The 19,338-nt window shown below is 66.3% G+C and carries 14 protein-coding genes and 1 pseudogene; 4 read left to right on the top strand and 11 right to left on the bottom strand.

The annotated features are described in order from the left end of the window. Nucleotides 1-18: 18 nt before the first annotated feature. From A7X12_RS14780 to A7X12_RS14770, 3 genes are all read right to left on the bottom strand, one after another. The gene (locus tag A7X12_RS14780) at nt 19-1,386 is read right to left on the bottom strand and encodes a DUF1501 domain-containing protein (RefSeq protein WP_064312351.1); all 1,368 of its coding nucleotides are present in this window, start codon (nt 1,384-1,386) and stop codon (nt 19-21) included. Between the two features lie 10 nt (nt 1,387-1,396). Further along, nucleotides 1,397-3,049 (bottom strand): DUF1800 domain-containing protein, encoded by a 1,653-nt coding sequence (locus A7X12_RS14775; RefSeq protein WP_064312350.1) that lies wholly within the window; start codon nt 3,047-3,049, stop codon nt 1,397-1,399. 159 nt (nt 3,050-3,208) lie between these two features. Further along, nucleotides 3,209-4,189, bottom strand: coding sequence for an SDR family oxidoreductase (locus A7X12_RS14770; RefSeq protein WP_064312349.1), 981 nt, complete (start codon nt 4,187-4,189; stop codon nt 3,209-3,211). A 90-nt stretch (nt 4,190-4,279) separates the two neighbouring features. Between A7X12_RS14770 and A7X12_RS14765 the strand changes: the two genes are divergently transcribed. Then, the gene (locus tag A7X12_RS14765) at nt 4,280-5,374 is read left to right on the top strand and encodes a lactonase family protein (protein ID WP_064312348.1); all 1,095 of its coding nucleotides are present in this window, start codon (nt 4,280-4,282) and stop codon (nt 5,372-5,374) included. Here the strand turns inward: A7X12_RS14765 and A7X12_RS14760 are convergent. Further along, nucleotides 5,345-6,841, bottom strand: coding sequence for a DUF4403 family protein (locus tag A7X12_RS14760; RefSeq protein ID WP_064312347.1), 1,497 nt, complete (start codon nt 6,839-6,841; stop codon nt 5,345-5,347). The two genes, A7X12_RS14765 and A7X12_RS14760, sit on opposite strands and share 30 nt — an antisense overlap. 183 nt (nt 6,842-7,024) lie before the next feature. Here A7X12_RS14760 and A7X12_RS14755 point away from each other — a divergent pair, with 183 nt between their 5' ends. After that, a complete protein-coding gene (locus tag A7X12_RS14755; protein ID WP_064312346.1) occupies nt 7,025-7,279 on the top strand; it encodes a histidine kinase in 255 nt (84 codons plus the stop codon). A gap of 266 nt (nt 7,280-7,545) precedes the next feature. On the opposite strand, the gene A7X12_RS14750 is transcribed toward A7X12_RS14755, so the two are convergent. From A7X12_RS14750 to A7X12_RS14735, 5 genes and pseudogenes are all read right to left on the bottom strand, one after another. Beyond that, nucleotides 7,546-8,718: an erythromycin esterase family protein gene (locus A7X12_RS14750; RefSeq protein ID WP_064312345.1), complete on the bottom strand. Its 1,173-nt coding sequence runs from the start codon at nt 8,716-8,718 to the stop codon at nt 7,546-7,548. 297 nt (nt 8,719-9,015) lie between these two features. After that, nucleotides 9,016-9,159, bottom strand: a pseudogene (locus A7X12_RS26335) (ISNCY family transposase); the annotation flags it as partial. Between the two features lie 249 nt (nt 9,160-9,408). Then, nucleotides 9,409-11,799 carry a TonB-dependent receptor plug domain-containing protein gene (locus tag A7X12_RS14740; RefSeq protein WP_064312343.1) on the bottom strand — a complete coding sequence of 797 codons (2,391 nt, stop codon included), beginning with the start codon at nt 11,797-11,799 and terminating at the stop codon, nt 9,409-9,411. Between the two features lie 105 nt (nt 11,800-11,904). Beyond that, nucleotides 11,905-12,066 carry a hypothetical protein gene (locus tag A7X12_RS25600; protein ID WP_157105605.1) on the bottom strand — a complete coding sequence of 54 codons (162 nt, stop codon included), beginning with the start codon at nt 12,064-12,066 and terminating at the stop codon, nt 11,905-11,907. A gap of 51 nt (nt 12,067-12,117) precedes the next feature. Beyond that, on the bottom strand, nt 12,118-13,050 hold the full coding sequence (locus A7X12_RS14735; RefSeq protein ID WP_064312342.1) for a LysR family transcriptional regulator: 933 nt from the start codon (nt 13,048-13,050) through the stop codon (nt 12,118-12,120). Between the two features lie 91 nt (nt 13,051-13,141). On the opposite strand from A7X12_RS14735, the gene A7X12_RS14730 reads away from it, so the two are divergent. Beyond that, on the top strand, nt 13,142-14,080 hold the full coding sequence (locus tag A7X12_RS14730) for an NAD-dependent epimerase/dehydratase family protein (protein WP_064312341.1): 939 nt from the start codon (nt 13,142-13,144) through the stop codon (nt 14,078-14,080). 9 nt (nt 14,081-14,089) lie between these two features. On the opposite strand, the gene A7X12_RS14725 is transcribed toward A7X12_RS14730, so the two are convergent. Next, nucleotides 14,090-14,479, bottom strand: coding sequence for a nuclear transport factor 2 family protein (locus tag A7X12_RS14725; protein ID WP_064312340.1), 390 nt, complete (start codon nt 14,477-14,479; stop codon nt 14,090-14,092). Nucleotides 14,480-14,621: 142 nt separating this feature from the next. Here A7X12_RS14725 and A7X12_RS14720 point away from each other — a divergent pair, with 142 nt between their 5' ends. Next, a complete protein-coding gene (locus tag A7X12_RS14720) occupies nt 14,622-16,691 on the top strand; it encodes a M13 family metallopeptidase (RefSeq protein ID WP_084445483.1) in 2,070 nt (689 codons plus the stop codon). Between the two features lie 145 nt (nt 16,692-16,836). Here the strand turns inward: A7X12_RS14720 and A7X12_RS14715 are convergent, their stop codons facing one another. After that, entirely contained in the window at nt 16,837-19,329 is a 2,493-nt protein-coding gene (locus A7X12_RS14715) for a TonB-dependent receptor domain-containing protein (RefSeq protein ID WP_064312339.1), read from the bottom strand. Between the last annotated feature and the right edge of the window lie 9 nt (nt 19,330-19,338).

Raw genomic sequence — 19,338 nt, 5'->3', positions numbered from 1 at the left:
TTCCGCGTCTGCCGAGCGTCAGCCGCGGAACAGCGCCAGCGGACCGCGGCCCGCGCTGCTCCAGGTCGACCAATTGGGGAAGACGTAGGATAGGTCCGCATCGGCGACGCCGTGCCAGCGCGCGATCGCGCCCAGATATTCCTCCTGCGCAACGCCGGGCACGAAGCGGCCTTCCTTGGTGACGTCGTCAGCGCCGCCGAGCACCGGATCGGGGTAGCTGCCGAGCACCGCGCCGGGTACGACGTCACCGCCCATCACCAGGTGATTGCTGCCCCAGGCATGGTCGGTGCCGCTCTGGCCGTTGCCGAGATAGGTCCGACCGAAGTCGCTCATCGTGAAGCTGGTGACGTTGGCAGCAAGACCCAGCGAGCCCATCGCCTTGTGAAACGCGGCCATCGCCATGGCGAGATCGCCGAGCAGCCCCGCATGCAGACCGGCGGCGGGGTTGCCGCCCTGGACCTGGCCAGAGTGGGTGTCGAACCCGCCTTGGCTCACCAGGAAGTTCTGCCGGGCATGGCCGAGCGTGCCCCGCGCGGCGATCATCCGCGCCACGACCATCAGCTGCTTGGCGAGATCGCTGGTCAGCGCCGCACCGGTGGTGGGGTTGACGAAGAAGGCATCCGTGGCCGCCGTCCCGGCCAGGATGGTGTTGGCGGTGACGGCCTGATCATAGTTGCGCGTCATTGCCTGGGCGACACCGTCCAGTAGAGCGACGCCGTCGCTGCTGGTGGCCAGCGCCGTGATCGCGGCGTTCTTGGCATTGCTGCCGGTGCTGTATCCGGAGCGACCGGGCAGGCCGCCGGTCGCCAGGATCAAGGGCGAGGTCTGGCGGCCCAGCACCGCCACCGAGGCCCCAGCCAGCGACATGGCCGCGGGCAGCGTGCCGCCCGGCATCTTGTCCGCAATGCGGCCCAGGAAGCCGTCACGGCTGCTTTCGCGGGCCCGCAGCCCCTGCCAGTGATCCTGCTCGTCCGCATGGCTCATCAGGTTGGCGGGACGCAGATCGGCGCGCGACTGGTAGGTCGCCTTGGTCAGCGGCGCGAACAGCGTGCCAGTGTTGAGCACCAATCCCAGCGAACCTTCGTCCCAGACCGGTCGTAGCGCCGCCATTGCCGGGTGCAAGGCGTAGGCGCTGTTGGTGAGCGGCGTCAGCGACGCGCGCGGGATGCCGACGCTGCCGCGCGAAGCGAGATAACCGCTGTGCCGCGCGTCGGTGGGTATCACCATGTTCCAGCCGTCATTCCCGCCGAACAGGAAGATGCCGACCATGGCCCGGTAGCTGCCGGTGGGGGCCGCCATGGCGGCGGTGCGGCCGAACTGGCCGAGCGCGGCGAGCGCGCCGGTGCCGGCGGTGAGTCGAACGAAATCGCGGCGGGAAAGGGGCATCGGAAATTCCTCAGCGATCGACCAGGAACATCGGGCTGGTGCCGGCGATGTAGAGCATCATCTGCGCACGCTTGCGCGCCTGCAGCTTCGGATCGGCATTGGTGACGGCCACGCCCGCGGCCTTCAGCGCATCCCGCTGGGCTTTGGTGAGTCCATTGGCGAACATCAGCAGGTTGACCCGATCGACCATGCCGTCGACATTGTCGGCAAGGGCCTCCCAATCCGCCCACACCGGGGCCGAGCCCGAGCTTCCCGGCACTGTCGCCACCGCAGCATATTCGGACCGGGTCGCATCACCGCTCACCGTCCAGTCATAGACGAGATTGTGCAGCCGCAGCTGGTTGGGAGCCGTCATCAGCTTCGAGGCCGGGCTGCGCAGCGTCGCGCTGCCGGGCAGCGGGAAGTCGTCCGGATAGAAGTTGAATACCGATGGCGCCCGCATCACCGGCTGGGCCAGACCCGTATCGCGCTGCTGAAAGACATAGCCGTCGGTCGTGAAGCCGATCGCACGGGCAAGGCTGGTCATCGCCAGCGCCGGCTCCTTGAGCTTGCCGGCCGTGCTTCCTTGCGGCGCGCGTGCCTCGGCATCGGTGAGAAGGGCGCGGACCACGGCCTTCATGTCGCCCCGCACGCCGCTGCCATTGTTGACGAATACCGCGGCAACCCGGCCGATATAGGCGGGCGACGGGTTGGGCGTGACGAGATGGGTAATCAGGTGCCGCGCCACGAACGGTGGCGTGGAGGGGTGATTGAATGCCGCATCCACCACCGCTGCGACGCTCGCCTGCTGGGAGGTCCCCGCTGCGACGACGGTGCCGAGGAAACGCTTTTCAGCAGAGTCATAGCGACTGGGCACCGCGATCATCGGCTGGGCATAGGCGATCGCCTGGGAATCGCTGATCGCCGCATTGTCGACCCGGGCATAGGTCCACCCCGTGAGCGCACGCGCTACCTCTCGAATCTCGTCCGACGTGTAATTGGGGATGGGACCGCCGCTCGCATCGCGCTGTATGCTGCCGTCCATCTGCAGCTTGTCAGGACCCATGGTGAACAACTGCAGGAACTCGCGGGCGTAATTCTCCGATGGCGTGCCCTTGCGGCTGTCCGCCATGTCGAGATAGTCGCCCATATAGCCGCTCATCGTCACGGCGAGCAGCAGATCGCGATAGCTGCCGAACGCATAGGTGAGGAAGAGCTGATTGAAAGCGGCGATGCCCGCGGTGGCGCGCACGCCTGCCTCCGAGGCGACGATCATCTGCGATAGCGCGAAGGCGACCCGCTGACGCAGCTGGTCCGGCGCGGAGATCGCATCGGCATAGAAGCGCATTGCGACGGGCGTGCGGGAAAAATGGAGCGCGCTGCAGGCATTGTCGCCGGACGCGCAGAAATTGGCACGCACATCGGTGGCGAGATCGGCATAGGTGCTGCCGCTGGCGGCGAACTGCTCGTCGAGCCAGCCGTTCACGCCAAGCGCGCGGATTCGCTCGACGAGCGCCATGTTCGGACCAAAGCTCGCCTGCTGGGCAAGCCGCACCGAATCGTCGAGCGCGGCACCCGCCGGAGTCTGCGTCGGCTGGGGCGGTGCGGAGACCAGACCGCCCGCCGACGTGCCGCTACCGGCACCACCGCCGCCGTCACAGGCAGCGAGTATGGCCAATGCCATGGCGGCGCCCGCCATCCTGGCCCGCTTTGTTACGCTGAACACGCCCCCGGCTCCTTCGCCTCCTTTGGGAATGCGAGGTTATTAAGGGGGTAAGGTTAAGGACGGGCTCGCGGTTATGGTTAGCGAATGGTTACCGGCGGCAATATTGCCGCCGATGCTTCACACCGCACCGGTGCCGCCGTTTGCGCCGAAGACGCTGCCATCGGTATAGCTGAATTCGTTCGAGGCGAGCGCGACGTAGAGCGGCGCCAGCTCGGCCGGCTGGCCCGCACGGCCGAGCGGCGTGTCTTGCCCGAACTTGCCCATTTCGCCGGGCAGCTGGCCGCCTGCAACCTGCAGCGGCGTCCAGATCGGTCCTGGTGCGACGGCGTTCACGCGAATGCCCTTTTTCGCCATCTGTTTGGCCAGCGCCTTGGTAAAGATCGCGATGCCGCCCTTGGTGGTTGCATAGTCGAGCAGCTCCTTCTCCGGCGCGAAGCTGTTGACCGAGGCGGTGTTGATGATCGCCGAACCCGGCTTCATGAGCGGCAGCGCGGTCTTGGTGATCCAGAACATCGCGTAGAGATTGGTCTTCATCGTGCGATCGAACTGCTCGAAGCTGATCTCGTCGATGGACGCCTTGGATTGCTGATAGGCGGCGTTGTTGACGAGAATGTCGAGCCCGCCAAGCTGGCGGTTGGCGCGGCCTGCAAGATCGACGCAGAAGCTCTGATCGGTGAGGTCGCCCGGCAGCAGCACCACCTTGCGGCCTTCCCCACGAAGCAGCTTGGCGACGTCCTGCGCGTCCGGCTCCTCCGTCGGGAAATAATTGATCGCGACGTCCGCACCCTCGCGTGCAAAGGCGATGGCGGCGGCGCGACCGATGCCGGAGTCGCCGCCGGTTACCAGCGCCTTGCGACCGACCAGCTTGCCCGAGCCGCGATAGCTACGCTCGCCGCAATCGGGTACCGGGTGCATCTCGCGCTGAAGCGCCGGCCATTTCTGGCGCTGCTCGGGGAAGGGCTTGTCGGTATATTTGGTCTGCGGATCGGGGGCCGGGCCGCTGGTCGCGGCTTGCGCGAAGGCCGGTCCGGCGGCAGTAGCGGCACCGGCGGCGGCGGCACCTTTCAGAAGATCGCGGCGGCTTGGGTCTTCGGTCATGACGCTGCTCCCTGTTGCATCGGGTTCAGCGCGCAAGACCGGCGAAGGTTCAGCGTTGACGGCAAAGAAACCGAAAGGCTTCAATAGGATATGACTATTCCTGCATTCTCGCTGACGCGCCGCGCGCTGGTCGGCGCCACCGTGGCGCTCGGCGCCTGCCCGACCGCGCTGCTGGCCCGCACAAGCGGCGGCCTGATCGCCGGCACCTATGTGAACGAGGGCGGCCCCGGGCTGGTGCCGCTGACCCATGCAGCGCAGGGCTGGCAGCTCGGCGCCCCCGTGGCGACGATCCGCAACGCCTCGTTCGGCGTCCGCTCGGCGGTGACGGGGATGCGCTACCTGCTGGACGAGCAGACCCAAGGGGCCGTCGGCGTCTACACGGCCGGCCTTGCCAAGCTGGCCACCGCCTCGACGCTGGGGGCGGATCCTTGCCACGCCGCGCTTTCGGCGGATGGCCGCCGTCTCGCGGTCGCCAATTATTCCAGCGGTTCGGTCGCCCTGTTCGATCTGGATCGAAGCGGCCGCCTGGCGGGCGAAGCACGCCGCATCCAGCATGAGGGCAGCGGCCCCAATCGCGAGCGGCAGGCCGGCCCGCACGCGCATTGGGTGGGCTTCTCCACGACCAACCAGCTGCAGTCGGTCGACCTCGGCGCCGACGCGGTGTTCCTCCACCGGCTGGGCGCGGGCGGCGCTGTCGACACCAGCATCGCCTATCGCACCGAAGCGGGCGCAGGGCCGCGGCATCTCGCGCGCCATCCGAAGCTGCCGATCGCCTATCTCGTCACGGAACTCGCCAACACGGTGACGGTGCTGCGCGCGCTGCCCGATGGCCGCTTCACCGCGCTGGCGACGCTGTCGACGCTGCCCAAGGGCTTCACCGGCGCCTCGGCCGCCGCGCATATCGCGGTGAACGCCGCGGGCACGCGGCTCTACGTCTCCAATCGCGGGCATGACAGCATCGCGGTGTTCGCGATCCAGCGCGACGGCGGGCTGACCCTGCTCCAGCACGCCGGCTGCGGCGGGCACTGGCCGCGGCTGTTCCTGCTGCGCGAAGGCGACGGCGAGATGCTCGTCGCCAACGAGCGTTCGGGCAATATCGCCCGGCTGGCGATCGGCGCCGACGGGAAACTCGGCACCGCTGCCAAGGGTGTGGCCTTACCGGGCGTGGTGTTTCTCTCCGCCTGAGCCCGGGCTGGCGAGGCGCACGGTCGCCGTGCCCTCCGCCCAGACCGGCAGATACAGCCCCTGTCCCGAGGCCTGCAGCGTGCCGGTGCGGGTGCGCTCCAGCCGGGCATCGATGCGCAGCACGCCCTCGCGCCGGCTGGAGATCGCGCGGCTGACCTTGCCGAGCAGCTCGCCATAGTCGCGCTCGAAATTCTGGCTGAGCGCGGCGGCGATGAAGCTGCTCATCCCCGGCGCGTTCATCAGCTGGAGGATCAGGTCGCCACCGGTCATGTCGGTGGTGCCGCTGACGCCCAGGTTCTGGAAGTCGACCTTGCGCGAATTGGGCAGGTTGACCGGCGTCGCGGTCAGCCACACGGTGCCGCGCGTCCGGCCGATCTTCCCGCCGACGTCCTCGGCCGCGAACAACAGGCCGACCGCCATCTGCCCGCCCTTGGTGCCGTAGATCGTCGCCTTCTCGAACTGCGCCTGCACCGGGCCGACGCCGGGGACGTCGAACGGCCGCGCCTGGCGCTTGACCAGCGCCTTCATCAGCACCGGCTCCAGCTCGCGATAATCGGCGATCACCGGCAGGAACAGCGAGACCTTGCCGATCGGCCCCTGCAACGGCTGCATCGGCGGCAGCGATGTGGGAGCGGGATCGGCGGGCTTCTGGCCGACAAAGGTTTCGGTGGTCGCCTCCATGCCGAGCCGCAGCTCCAGCCGCCTGCCGGTGATGGCATAGCCGCCATAATGCAGCTGCTTGGGCGTTACCCGCATCCATACCGGGGGGTTCTCGCGATTGAGCGACAACGTGGTGAAGGCCGAGCGCCACGCCTCCTCGATCTTCTGGCGCACGCCGAGCTTCTGCAGCTCGCCCGGCAGCTCGCGCTCCAGCTTGGCGATCATCGGCGCCAGCTTCTGGTCGGCCTTGTCGGTGAACTCGATCCGCTGGCCGAGAATGTCGACATGGGGGACGTTAGCCCAGTCATAGTCGATGTCGATCTTGCCGCGCGGGTTCCAGTCGAGCCCGAGCGACAGCGTGATCACCGCATGCGCCATCGCGTCCGCCGTTGCGGTCTCGCGCTTGAGCACACCGCCGATATCCTCGGCGCGGACCTCGGCGTGGAGCGGCATCGCCAGCCGGATCACCTGGCCCTGGCCGCCGATCGTCATCCGCCCACGCGTCACCTCGCCGACGATGCGGCACTTGATGGTCGGCGTCTTCACCTTGGCGATGCCGAGGTCGAGCTTCTTGGGGCGCACGCAGGGCTGGTCGGGCTTGTCGATCGCCCAGAGCTGGCGCGGCACGGCGCGTTCCAGCGTCGCGGCGAGGTCATCGAGGTTAGCCTCCAGCGGCAGGGTGAGGGTGGAGAGCTCGGGCTTTACCTCGATGCGGTCCTTGGCATGGGGCGGCGCGCCGCCACCGCGGTTGCCGGAACAGGCGGCAAGTGCCAGCAGCAGCACCGCCGAAGTCCACCGCCTGCGCATTCGTTTCCCCTTGTTGCCGATCCGGAACAAGGGAGCAGAACCGCCGGAACCGGCGATCCGTTCCGGGGGCGGCATCCACCGGACTTGCTGCGCGATGGCATGCGGCCGGGGTGACATCTGTCACTGAGACCGGCCCCCCCGGAGCAGTTTGAGGCCGTTCTCGGAAAGGGGTTCGATCGATGGTTGAAGATCTTGCCCGGCGTGCTGTTCGTGGTGATGACCGGCATCGGCACCATGTCGAGCTTCGCCTTTTACAAGCGCAACCAGGCGCTGCTCACCAGCCAGAAAGAGATGCGCCGCCCCGCCGGCACTGTCGTGCGCGAGCGGATCACCCGCGGCCTCCACGACCTGGTCGGCCGCACGCTGACGCTGGTCGCGCTCGAGGCGGGCCTCGCCAGCCGGCTGATCGCGCGCGGCACTGGCGGGCAATATGAATAGGTACCGCCAGTTAGAAAAGGCACAAACGCCGTTGGCAGATAGGTATCAAACCCGTCTGCCGCCGCTGCATAGCTGTTCAGAATGTTGGTAGGAAATTACGCTAGGCTGTGACGCTCCTCGGCGTCGCGCAGCAACTTTGCCGTCTTTCCGGCCCATGGCGGAAGCGCGCTGCCTGCGAAGGCGGCCCATGATATGTATGATCCGCAGTGACGAGCGCCTTTACTACGCCGTCAACTGGCGCGGTTAGCGCATAGCCCTTGGTGAGGTCAACTTGCTGAGCGCACGAGCTGGGCGGGACGCTCGCGACGGAATATAACCAGCCCGTCGAGAGCTTGGCTCCAATCGGTCGTCTGGTATTCGTGCCGGAAAGCAGCGGCGCTGATCGCTCCTGGCCTGGCAAGCGGACGGGGGCCGAGAAAGACGACATCTTCCTCTGGCGCAGCGCCTGCGATCGCCTGTGCTTCGAGGGATCCGGCTGGCGCCCGCGGTAGAATTTGCTGATTGCGCCTGCCCACCCTGTAGGCGCCTTCCAGGGCCGAGAAACCCAGAGAATAAGCTGACTTGCCATACACCGCGTGGATTCGTGAGCCGAGGTTCCCGGACGCTGGAAAGTAGGATGTCGCGCTTGCGTCCTTTGCCAGATGCATAGTCGCGCCCCAGATGATGATTTTCATCGATCGAGGCAGACGCGATTTCAGCCATTGGAAATTCTCGAACATCGAGCGGTCGCGTTCGCGGTACATTTCGGTATCGCCAAGCAGATCGCGGTCGATCCAACGACTTAAGCTACGCGCCATATGCTTGTGCTCGGCGTCGCGACTGGCACTGCTTGCCTCTGCCAGGCACAGCAGCAATGCTTCCTTTTCCTTCTTGGAATAGGGCATTTCCTTAGGATAGTGCTGGTAGATCCTGTGACGGAATGCTTCACGGCAGATGCTGCGTCTGTCCGGTTGCATATGGGCGGTCAGGTCCTCGACCAACTGCACATTCGCGAAGTTCTGACCGACCGCGCCAAGTTGGTCGTCTAGCCCGCCCAAACGCAGCGTACCATCGTTCAGCCCTTCGGTTAGCATGGGCAACAGCGGCTGGAAATCGACATCAAAGCGCCAAAGGCCGCCCACTGCCGTCGCGACCTGCTCCTGCTCCAAGCGCCGACCCGATTTGTGCGCATTCTCAATGTTCAAGAACTCGTAGTGGCTGGCTTCGAACAAGACCATCGTGAACCCACATTGGTGGATCAGCCGATCGACCAAGACGACCTTAAATTGCTCGGTATTGCCGTCGCCATGGGTGGGCCCTTCCCCCAGCAGTGCGACCTTCTTCCCGCACAAGTCCCGAAGCGCTCCGGTCAGCGCCTTTTCGTACCCAGTGAGGGCAGTTCCAGACGGCTGCGCCTGTTCAATACGGTGGACGTCGCGGACATCGTCGATGGTCAGCAAATGACGCCGCTCCGCGCGTGCTGCTGGGAGCACAATACAGAGAATCGCGGCGAATAATGCTGATTTCATTCACTGCTCGCAGCTCGGGGAATTACCTCGTCCATTAGCATTTTGTCGAAAGTCCGCCGAATTTCAATTCAAACCTCGCCGTCTGCGAAGGTAGGGGCCAGCGTCCGCGCGAGTGACGTCGCCTCCAGGATAAACATCGCCTGTTGTAGCTGAGCGCCAAGGCGCCGGTGACGGACGGCTCGGCGCGCCGGGTCAGCTCCGCCGAACCTTCCCTTGCAGGCCAAGCGGGCGATGCGCGTCCTGCACATCCGCCGGCATGCAGGCGAAGCGCGCATTGTGCTGCGCGAGGTAGGAGGGAAGGAAGCGGTTGGCTCCGGCGATGGTGGAGATGCCCTTGAGCCGCATCGCCTTCACCAGCCTGTCCTGCAGCGTGCTGTATCGGACCGCTGGACCCGTCTTGCTCCCAGCGATCACCGACATCGTGCGCACATCCTCCTTGCCAAGGACTGCATGGCACCGAGGCGCTGCAAAACGGAGGCTGTCCCGTTTCTATTTAGCGGAGATGTCCCATTTCCACGTTGCGCTTACACCCCCGCATCAAACAAGAGACCGATAATATTAGTTATGTAAATATCAAAGACAGGACAGCGGCGTGCCCGCGCTCGGCACGCCGCTGACGGCTCACCAGTTCACGCCCAGGCGGGCGTACAAATACCGCCCGTTGAAGCCGAATGGCGAGTAATAGGGAAATCCGAGCGCCCCCGACGGGTTGTTCGCCGTCAGCGTCCGGTCAGGATAGACATCGAACAGGTTGCTGGCACCGAACGCGATCTGCGCGCCGTGGCGCGGCTGGTAGCGTAGTTCGAGGTCGCTGATCAGGTGCTGGCCGGTATGCGAGTCCTTCGATCCGTCGGCCATGTTGTCCGGCTGGTTCACGTCGCCATAATATGTCGCGCGGAGCGTCACGCCGACGGGCCCCTTCGCCCAGTCGATCGTGCCGGTGACCTTTTCGCCCGGCGTTCCCTGTTCGATGGTCAACACGCGGCTGCGGGCGAACAGCACGGGCGCCGGATTCACCGTCGCGGTGTTGGTCGGCACGCTGGTGATGCGGATGTCGTTGACATTGCCCGCCAGCGTAAAGTCGAACGCACCCGCTGGGTCCGCCGCAGTGCCAAGCCGGTAGTGCACGACCGCGTCGATGCCGCGCGTGCGCGAGCGGAGGCCGTTGATGAAGAAGCGGGCCGAGGGCACGTTGAACGGCGCGAGGATCGCCGCCACCTGCGGACTGAAACTCGAGCGGATGATCTCCGAAAGGGCGAGCTGATCGCGCAGGCGGATCTCGTAGGCATCGACGCTCAGGTCGAACCCGCCGGCGCGGATCACGGTGCCGACGGAAAGGTTGGTCGATTTCTCCGGACGAAGCGGGCGGCCGCCCAGTGCTTCCGCGACCGGGGCGATCGACGGGAAGGTTCCGGTCAGCACGGGCACCCCGCCCTGCACGACCTGCGCGACGGACGTATAATATTGCTGCTGCAGGCTCGGCGCACGGAATCCTGTCGAGACCGTACCGCGAAATGCCAGCCACGGCGTCACGTCATACCGTGCCGAGAGCTTGCCGTTCGCAGTGTCGCCGAAATCGGTGAAATGCTCGCCGCGCACGGCGATGTCGACCAGGAACGACCGCGTGACCTGCGTCTCTACATCGACATAGCCGGAGATGCTGCGCCGGGACCGCTCGATTGCGTTGATCGGCGCGAAGCCCCCGAAACCCTCGGCGCCGGTGCCTATATACGAACGCTCCTCGCCCGCCGTGATCTTATAGCTCTCACGACGCCCTTCGACGCCGAAGGCCAGATTCAGCGACTGGAACAGGTCGAATTTGCGACGGATGTCGAGATTTCCGACCCACTGGTCGTAGATCAGCGCCCCGTCATAGAAGGATTTGGGCGTCGCGGCGCCGAGGCTGAAATTGGCGGTATCGCGGGTACGGAAGGCGATCTTGTTGCGGCCGTAGCCGACATGCAGGTCGACGCCCCAATCGCCGATATCGCCCCGCGCACCGACCGCGCCCACGGCGTTGGTGGACGTGGTGTTGATGATTGGCAGAAAGCCATTGGGATAGCCGACCGCGGCCGCGTTGGTCCGTTCCGCGAGGCGCGGGAAGGCCGCGCTGCGCGTATCGCGGTCCTGATAGCTGGCCCAGCCATACAGGCTCCAGCCGCCGCCAATGCCCTTGCCCGCGTTGATCGTGCCCGTGTACTGCTCGACCTGCGGGTCGCCGAAGCGGCCGGTGACGCGGCTCGGCACCACGCGCTGGTCGAAATCGGCGCGATTGGTCGGTTGGCGGTTCACATATTCGCCCGTCACCGTCACGAAGCCGTCCTCGCCAAGCCCAAAGCCCTGCCAGGCGGACGCCGTGAAGTTCGGTTCGCCCGTCGTGGTGCGGTTTCCTGCAGCGGTGTTGATGTCGGTGCGGTAGAACCCGTAGGTGGCCGATGCGGCACCGCCCGACCTCGCTTCGCGCAGTCGCAGGTTGATGACGCCGGCGATCGCATCCGATCCATATTGTGCGGAGGCACCGTCGCGCAACACCTCGATCCGCTCCAGCGCGGCAGTCGGGATCGTGTTGAGGTCGACCGCGGCTGCGCCCCGCCCGACGGCACCCGCGACGTTCAGCAACGCGGAGCTGTTCACTCGCGACCCATTGACCAGCACGAGCACCTGATCGGGCGAAAGCCCCCGCAACGTCGCTGGACGGATCGCGTCGGTGCCGTCCGTGGCGGACGGCCGCGGGAAGTCGATCGAAGGCGCTACGGCCGCCAGGGCGGCACCCAATTCGGTGGTGCCCTGGCGACCCAGCGCTTGGCCGCTCAGCACATCGACCGGCGAGGCCGTGTCGAGCCGCGAACGACCCACGCTGCGAGTACCGGTAACGACGATCTCGGCGCCAGCCTCCGACGTCGTATCCGGCTGGGAGCCCGTCTGTGCGCCGGTCTCCTGCGCCGATGCAGCACCGCATCCCAGCGCGGAAACGGAAGCCGCGACCAGCAGCGCCGTACGAAAGCTACGCATGTTCAACCCCTTACCAATCTTCTTGTGGCCGCCGCATCTCCCACCTTCGCGATAGGAAAGCAGGAAAGAAATGGTTCGGGGGGGGATAGTCGCGATAGCGCGGGGTCAGCCGAACTCGATCACCTCGTCGAACTGGGCGTTGGCGCGTCGCTGAAAGGCCTCCGCGCGCCGCCTAAAACCGGCGGCGACGACAGGATTGCCACAGGAGGCGGCACGGGCACGCTCTTCCTGGGCGCGGCGTTCGAAGAAGGAACGGGAACTGGGCATGGCACGTCTCCAGCCAAGATCGGGGGGCCCGTTCCCGCAAAAGCGGAGGGTTCAGCCTTCAACCGGTGCGGCACCGGATCGTTCCCCGCGTCCGCGCCGGTCCGCGATTGCTGCCAGCTGATCCGCCAGCGCATCGAATACCGTTCGGTAGCGCACGCCGTGCCGCAAATCCTCGTGCATCACCACCCACATGCGCAGCGGCATCGCAAAGGCGTCGGCAAGCACATGCACCAGCGCGGGATCCGGACGGGCGGCAGCGATCTGGCAGATGCCGATACCGAATCCGGCACGGATCGCCGCCAACTGCGCCGCATCGTTATCCACGCGCAGCGCGAAGGACGAGCGGTCCAACCCCGGCAGGTGCCGCATTGCCGCACGGATAAACGGCGTCTCGGTGTCGAAGCCGATCAGATCATGGGTCGCCAGCGCGGCAAGCGTGGCGGGGACACCGCGCTGCGCCAGATAGTCGCGGTGCGCGTGGAAGCCGAGCGTAAGCGTCCCGACCGGCCGCGCCACCAGCGCCTGCTGCACCGGTTCGGTCATGCGCACGGCGATGTCCGCGCGGCGCAGCAGCAGGTCGTCGACCGCATCGGAGAGGGAGAGTTCGAACGCCAGCGCCGGATAGGCCTTCCGCAAACGGGCCAGAATGGCGGGCAAATGCAGCACGCCCACCGCCTGGCTGGCACTTATCCGCACAACGCCCTCGGGCTGGTCCGGCCTTCCCTGCCCCGTGCGGCGCAGGGCCTCGGCGGCTGCGACGAGCGCCTCGGCGTGCGGCTGCAGGGCAAGCGCCCGGTCGGTTGGCGCGAGGCCGCGCTGAGAACGGATGAACAGCGCCCCGCCGACCGTTCGCTCCAGCGCGTCGATATGGCGGGCGATGCTGGGTTGGGTCATGCCGAGCCCCCGCGCCGCAGCAGAAAGCGACCCCGCACGCAGCACGGCTGCGAAGCTTCGATACACGTCCCAACTTGGCTCGCCGTTCATCCAATTCCGTATAGCAACCCGCCGGCTTTGCACAATTTATGTTTCGATACCTGGGGTCTAACCCGCTTTGGCAACGAACGGAGACGACAGCATGAGAACGGCACTGGTCCTGGGGGCCACGGGCGGCATCGGCGGCGCCATGCGGCAACGTCTGCTCGCCGGGGGCTGGCGCGTGAAGGTGTTGAGCCGCCGCCCCTCCCCGTTGCTGGAGGGCTGCATCCAGGTCCTGGGCGACGCGCTTGATCGGGAGGCGGTTCTAGCGGCGGCGCAGGGAGCCGAGGTGATCGTGCATGCGGTGAACCCGCCGGGCTACCGCAACTGGGCAGGTCTCGTGTTGCCGATGATCGACAACACGATCCGCGCCGCCGAAGCGGTCGGCGCGCGCATCCTCCTGCCTGGCACGGTGTACAATTATGGCCCCGACGCATTCCCCGCGATCGAAGAGGACGCGCCGCAGCACCCCGAGACGCGCAAAGGCGCCCTCCGTGTCGTGCTGGAGGATCGACTGCGCGCCGCGGCCGAGCGCGGCACGGCAAAGGTGCTGATCGTCCGCGCAGGGGATTATTTCGGCCCGGGCGCCGCGAACAACTGGTTCGGCCAGGCGATGGTGACGGCAGGAGCCCGCCCGCGCGTGATCCGCACACCCGGCAAGCGCGGCGTCGGCCATCAATGGGCATATCTCCCCGACGTTGCCGAGACGATGGCCCGCCTGCTCGACGCGACCCACCTGTCCGCCTTCGCGCGCTTTCACATGGACGGCCAATGGGACGCGGACGGTCGCCAGATGGCAGAGGCAATCGCACGGGCCTTGGGCGATCCGGCGGTGGCGATCCGCCCCCTACCCTGGTGGCAACTGCGCCTCGCCGCGCTTGCGATGACAACACCACGCGAGTTGATGGAAATGCGCTATCTGTGGCGGCAGCCGATCCGGCTGATCAACACGCGGCTGGTCCAGACGCTGGGTGCGGAGCCGCACACGCCGCTGGCCCAGGCCGTGACGGCGACGCTGACCGGTCTCGGCTGCCGCTGAGCGCGCGGATCAGGCGAGCGTGAGATACAGCTCGGCCTCGATCTGCCAGCTGCCGCCGATCGCACGCCATTTCGCGGTATAGCTGCCGCTGGCCTGCTCGGTGCCGTCCGCCATCGACACGCCCTGCCAACGCCCATGTTCGAAGGCGATCGGCACGACCGGAGAGACCTGCACCGACTCCGGGGTTCGCCTGTAAACCGTCCGGCCCTTCGCGGCGAATTCGCGCTTCCAGGCCTGGAGCTGTGCCTTGCGCCCCACCAGAACGGCGCTGTCGGTCCCCGCGACCAGCACCACATCCGGCGCCAGCACCGCTTCGATGGCGGCGAGATCGGCATGCGCCAGGGCTCGGTTGAACGCGGCGCGGGCCATGCGGATGGCGAGTTCGGGGGAAGCCTGCATGCCGCCGCATTATCGCCATGCGGGTCGGGGGCAAATGCCTACGTTACGACGCGTTGCCATTTTTCCGCGATGGATTGCCAGCCGCCGCGCGCCGTGTAGACTGCCATCATTCCCGGCTAAATGCCTGATATGGAGAGTTTCCTTGGCGCTGAAGCACGTCCTCCTTGCCTCTGCACTCACGATTGCGGCCATCGCTGCCCCTGCGCTCGGTAACAACCGGCAACAAGCCGCTCCGGCGGCCCCGGCCACCGAGGCTACCCGCTATGGCAGCTGGGGCTTCGATCTGTCAGGCATGGATCGCAGCGTGAAGCCGGGGGACGACTGGTACCGCTTCGTAAACGGCGCCTGGACGGACCGCACCAGGATTCCGGACGATCGCTCGTCCTTCGGCGCCTTCATCATCCTGCGCGATCTCTCCGAAATGCGGCTGCGCGGACTGATCGAAGGCTATAGCCCGACAGACACCGCCAATCCGGATCGTCGCAAGGCGGCGCTGCTGTACCAGGGCTATATGGATCAGGCGGCGATCGAGAAGCGCGATTCACAGCCGCTCCTGCAGCGGCTGCAACCCGTCAAGGCGGCGAAGACCAAGGCGCAGCTCGCCCAGTCCATGGGGGCTGCGGTCAGCGGCTTCGGGGCCAGCTTCTTCGGGGTCGGCGTGAACGACGATGCGAAGCAGCCGGACGTCTATGCGCTGTATCTGCGGCAGAGCGGCCTCGGCCTCGGCGATCGCGACCTGTATCTGGATCCGAAATTCGCGCCGCAGGTGGCGCGGTATCGCCAATATGTCGCCCAGTTGCTGGGCATGGCCGGCTGGCCCGACCCCGCCGCGGCGGCCGATAAGGTCGTCGCAATGGAGATGCGCATCGCGCAGGCGCATTGGACGCGCGCCCAGAGCCGGGATCGTGACAAGACCTACAATCCGGTCACCGTCGCCGAGCTGAAGGCGCAGGCGCCGGGCTTCGCCTGGGATCCTTTCTGGCAGGCTGCTGGCCTAACCAAGGCCAGCCGGGTGATCGTGGCGCAGAACAGCGCCGTGCCGAAGATCGCGCAGATCTTCGCCGACACGGATCTGGAGACGCTGAAAGCGTGGCAGGCCTTCCGGATCGCCGACGACATGTCGCCGTTGCTTTCGAAGCGTTTCTCCGACGCCCAGTTCGATTTCCGCTCGCGCTTCCTCAACGGGCAGCCCAAGGAGCGCGAGCGCTGGAAGCGCGCGGTCTCCTTCACCGAGCGGGCGATCGGGGAAGGCGTCGGCCGCGATTATGTCGCTCTCTATTTCCCGCCCGAGAGCAAGGCGAAGATGGACGTGCTGGTCGGCAATCTTCGCGTCGCGCTCGCGGGCCGCATCCGCAATCTCAACTGGATGAGCCCGGCTACCAAGGAGCAGGCACTCGCCAAATTGCAGGGCTTCACCGTGAAGGTCGGCTACCCGACCAAGTGGCGCGACTATTCCAAGCTGGAGGTGCGCCCCGGTGACGTCGTCGGCAATGCGGAGCGTTCGGCCAGGTTCGAATGGGACTATCGTCGCAATCGGCTGGGCGGGCCGGTCGACAAGGCCGAGTGGGGAATGACCCCGCAGACCGTCAACGCCTACTACAACTCGGTCAAGAACGAGATCGTGTTTCCGGCGGCGATCCTGCAGCCGCCCTTCTTCGATCCCAAGGCCGACGACGCGGTCAATTATGGCGGCATCGGCGGCGTGATCGGGCACGAGATCAGCCACGGCTTCGACGATCAGGGCCGAAAGTCCGACGGCAACGGCGTGCTGCGCGACTGGTGGACGGCCGAAGACGCGACCAAGTTCGAGGCGCAGGCAGTGCGGCTGGGCGCGCAGTACGAGGCGTACAGCTTCGACGGTCTGCCGGGCCTCCACATCAACGGTCGCGCCTCGATGGGCGAGAATATCGGGGATCTGGGCGGCGTGATGATCGCGCTCGATGCCTATCACGCCTCGCTCGGCGGCAAGCCTGGGCCGGTGCTCGACGGCTTCACGGGCGACCAGCGCTTCTTCCTCGGCTGGGGCCAGGTGTGGCGCACGCTGTTCCGCAACGAGGCGCTGCGCCAGCAGCTGGTCAGCGATCCGCATTCGCCCGGGCAGATCCGCGCAGTGAACCCGCTGCGCAACGTCGATGCCTGGTATGCGGCGTGGAACATCGATCCCAGCCAGAAGCAATATGTCGCGCCCGCGGATCGCGTGCGGATCTGGTAAGCCCGTAAAATCCTCCCCCGCCAGGGGGAGGTGGCCCGCGCCAGCGGGTCGGAGGGAGAGGAAGCACGCCGCTCGCGACGTTCTGGAATCCTCCCCCTCCGTCACCTTCGGTGACACCTCCCCCTGACGGGGGAGGATCAGGGGGTCAGAAGTCGATCCGTACCGAGGTGCTGATCGTGCGGCCGTTGATCGAGCGCGCCCGGACGATGCCGTTTGCCGGGATCGCGCCTTCCTCCGCTTCGGTGAAGCCGCGGACGTTGAACAGGTTGTTCGCGTTCAGGGACACCAGCAGCTTCGGGATCGGCCGGAACTGGGCGAAGGCGTTGACCTGGGTATAGCCCGGCAGTTTGAGCTGGTTGTTGTCCTGCGCGTAGCTGCTCGTCGTGCCGATCACGTTGGCGCCGATCGAGGCGCGGCCTAGCGCCACCTGCGGCGTCGCCTGGAAGATCAGGCTCGCCTGGCGCCGCGGGGTGTTGCCGACCGAAGCGGGGTTGAGCGCATCCGCGACGATCCGCGAATGCGTCCAGGTGGCGCCCGCGGTCAGGCTGAACGGCCCCTGCCGCACCGCGCCGTCGAACTCGAGGCCATAGGCGCGATAGGTGCGGTCGATGAACACCTGCCGCGTCGCCTCGTAATTCTGTTCCTCGGTGCGTGCCCAGAAGCCGGTGAGGTTGAGCGTCAGCGGACCTTCGCGATATTTCACGCCGAGCTCGGCCTGGTTGACGAAGTCCACCGCCGCCGCCGAGCTCACCAGATGGCCGTCGGTGGTGCTCACCGCCGGACCGAACAGCAGCCGATCGGCATTGGCGCGGCCGCCACGACTGTACCGGGCGAACACCGACATATAATCGACGAAGCGGTAGTTGATGCCCGCCGAATAGCTCCAATAATGGTAGCTGTAGTTGACCGGTGCCGGGCTGGTGAGCGGGATCACTGCGACGCGCGTCTCGGCATCGGAGATCACGCCGTCGCCGTTGATGTCGCGGCTGGTGGTGCCCACCCGGCCGCCGCCGAGATCCGCACCGGCGATCGAGCCGCTCGCATCGCCGAAATCATAGCGCACGCTGCCGCCGATCGACACCTTGCCGACCTGGTAGTTGAGCGAGGCGAAGGGCGCGTTGACGTTGTAGTCGACATTGTAGCTGCGCCGGCAGCATCCGCCGAAATAGGCGGCGCTATAGCCGTAGAACCCGTCCTGGGTGACCGCCGTTCCGTTGGCGCGGCGGACATTGACCAGCGCTGCGTCGCCGTCACCGCGCACATCGGTGAGGATCGAGGTCCACAGCCAGTCGGTATCGATCGTCTGGCGCGACTTGTAGAAGCCGGCGGTGGCGGTGAGCTTGCCGGTGCCGACATCAAATGCGCGGCTGGCGCGCAGGTCGTTGGTGATGTTGTCGAGGCTGTTGAGCTTGGTATCGAACACGACAATCTGTGCGAGCAGCCCATTGCCGTTCAGCCCGGCCGGGTTGGTGATCGCCTGCCCGGCTTTGGGTCCGCTGGCATAGGCCAATGTCGCGCCCGCAGCGCCCATCGAGGTGGCGATTGTTCCGGCAGAATCCACGGTCGCCGGGAAGTTGGCGATGAAGCGGCCCGAAATGTCCGAATAGCGGAAGCGGTCGGTCACCACCCAGCCCGCCAGTGTCGTCTCCGCCTCGAAGCCGAGCGACTTGACCAGCGGGTGCTGGCCGTCGCGGACATCGTCGGTCACGAGATTGTTGTTGCCGTCCAATGTCACGTTGCGGGTGAAGTTGGGCGTCAGCAGCTGGTCGCGGTTCGAGCGGAAGTTCGGCAGGTCCTGATAGGTCGGGTTGCCATTGGTGCCGGTCACCCGCACCGGCATCGGCAGATAGCCGACCGCGCGATCGTCGAGGAACTTGCCGTACAGCCGGATATGACCGCCCTCGAAGTCCTTGGTGACGTTGAACTTGAACTGGCCGCCCTTGTTGCCGTCATAGCCGATGCGACGCGGGCCGGTGCCTTGACGGTAGAAGCCGCCCATGTGGAAGCGCAGCGTATCGCTGAGCTTCGCGCCATAGTCGAAATCGAGGCGATAGTCCTTGTAGTCGAGGCCCGCGCTCGCCTGCACCGCGCCGCCCTCGATGTCGCCGGTCTTCGAGATCATGTTGATCACGCCACCGGGCGAATTGGAGGCGAAGGTGGAGGCCGATCCGCCGCGAATCGACTCCACCTGCGCAAGATTGAGGTCCGCGCGCAGGAAGATGTCGGCATTGCCGAAGGTAATGTCGCCGAACTCGAGCACCGGCAGGCCGTCCTCCTGCAGCTGCAGGAACTTGGCACCGCCCGAGGCGATCGGCAGACCGCGGATCGAGATATTGGCATTGCCCTCGCCGCCCGAACTTTCCGATCGGATGCCTGGCAGGCTGCGAAAGATCTCCGCCACCGATCGCGGTGCCGCCTTCTGAATGTCATCCGCCTTGAGCGAGCTCGTGGAAATGGCGGTATCCAGCCGGTCTCGGCCCCGGGCTACGGCGGTGACGACGATCTCGGTGTAGTTGGATGCCTCCGCCTCCTGCGGCGGCGCTGCTTCCTGCGCGAAGGCGGGGACGCTGGGGACTGCCAGCATGCTGCCGACCAGCAGCAGGCGACGAACACGGTTCGCGCGCACAGAAACGGCCATGAGCCTCTC

The organism is Sphingomonas sp. TDK1 (assembly GCF_001650735.1).
Lineage (GTDB): Bacteria > Pseudomonadota > Alphaproteobacteria > Sphingomonadales > Sphingomonadaceae > Sphingomonas.
Note: the sequence above shows the minus strand (reverse complement) of the source record. Positions and strands in the feature narration are given on the sequence as shown.